This window comes from Mesorhizobium sp. M0751, assembly GCF_040320265.1.
Classification (GTDB): Bacteria; Pseudomonadota; Alphaproteobacteria; order Rhizobiales; family Rhizobiaceae; genus Mesorhizobium.
On the sequence record NZ_JAMYPH010000071.1, the window covers coordinates 1 to 1480 of the forward strand.

Genomic DNA, 1480 nt, shown 5'->3' on the forward strand with positions numbered 1-1480 from the left:
AAATCGCGGCGCCAAGCTGTCGCTTCCGCTATAAGGTCCTTGTCAAGCGTGCCGACGATAGCTGGCTCTGCGAGAGAGGGGCTCCTCCGGCTCATTGGTTTTCGCTTTCAAATATCCGGAACGTCTCCGTGAGAAGCTCCATGAAAAGGTCGATTTCCGGCTCGGTTATGATAAGCGGTGGAGCTGCCATGAACCATTCCCCGAACTTTCCGCTAGCGGCGCGGCGTGCGTAGAGGTGCAGTCCGAGTTCGCGGGCGATTTCGGACACGCGATAGGATGCCTGCTTGGTGCCAGGGAAAATCGCCTTGGTCGCCTTGTTCTCGACGATTTCCACCGCGTTCAGAAGGCCCATTCCCCGCACGTCGCCAATGGTGGTGCTCCGATCTTTCAACGCGTTGAGCTTTTGCCGCAGCACGACGCCCATACGCTGGGCGTTGCCCATCAGGTCGCGGTCCAGCATCTCTTTGAGAACCGCGACGCCGATTGCCGAGGAGAGGGGATTGCCGGAATAGGTGTGACCATGCAAAAACCCACCGGACTCAACGACCTTGTCCACGATTCTGTTGGGGGCGATCATGGCGCCTAGCGGCGTGTAGCCAGCGCTCAAGCCTTTGGCGCAGACGACGAGGTCGGGAAGGGCGTCGGGCCAGTGATGGGCGGCCAGAAAGCTTCCGGTTCGGCCGGCGCCACACATCACCTCGTCGAAGATCAACAGAACGCCATAGCGATCGCAAATCTTCCGAACGTTGGAATAGTAACTGTTCGGCGCCACCAATGCGCCGGTGGCGATGCCGCCGACCGGCTCCATGATGAAGGCAAGCACTGTATCCTCACCTTCTGCGAGGATCTGCTGTTCGAGCGCATTCGCACAGTAATCGGCGTGAGATTTGACATCAAAGCCTTCAGGGACCCGGTAGCTCAGTGGCGCCGGCACCTTGGGCATTACTTGCATGATCGGTCCGAACATCTCGTCCCGGTCCGGATCGCCGGTGACCGCCGCGGCACCGAGCGTCGCTCCATGATAGCCTGGCATACGTGCAAGAATTTTAGAGCGCTTCGTTTGGCCGGTCACCACGGCGTATTGGCGTGCGAGCTTTAGTGCGGCTTCGACCGCTTCGGATCCACCCGAAACAAGAAAGGTCTGATCGAACCCTGGGCCTGCCAGGTCCGAGATGACCTTGCAGAGCGTGTCGGTTGATTCGCTGGTGAACGCCGTACGCACCACGTAACTGATACGATTGGCCTGTTCGACCATGGCGTCGCGGATCCGCTCGTTGCCATGGCCAAGATTGGCGGCGACCGCGCCGGACGAGCCGTCGAGATAGCGTTTGCCGTTGGTATCCCAGAAGAAGATTCCCTTGCCATACGACACGTTGAACGTTTCGCTGACTCCGCGCCCGGCGTAGAACGCCTTTCCGGAGGGTTCCCTCTCAACGGGTTTCGGCTGAACGACACTCTGTGTAGACATCTTTGTGACCTG

At 59.4% G+C, this 1480-nt stretch carries 1 protein-coding gene; it reads right to left on the reverse strand.

What is annotated here, in order from left to right; genetic code table 11:
* Positions 1-91 precede the first annotated feature (91 nt).
* The coding region (locus NKI19_RS32660) for an aminotransferase family protein (protein WP_352951295.1) at positions 92-1480 on the reverse strand (1389 nt) is incomplete at its 5' end.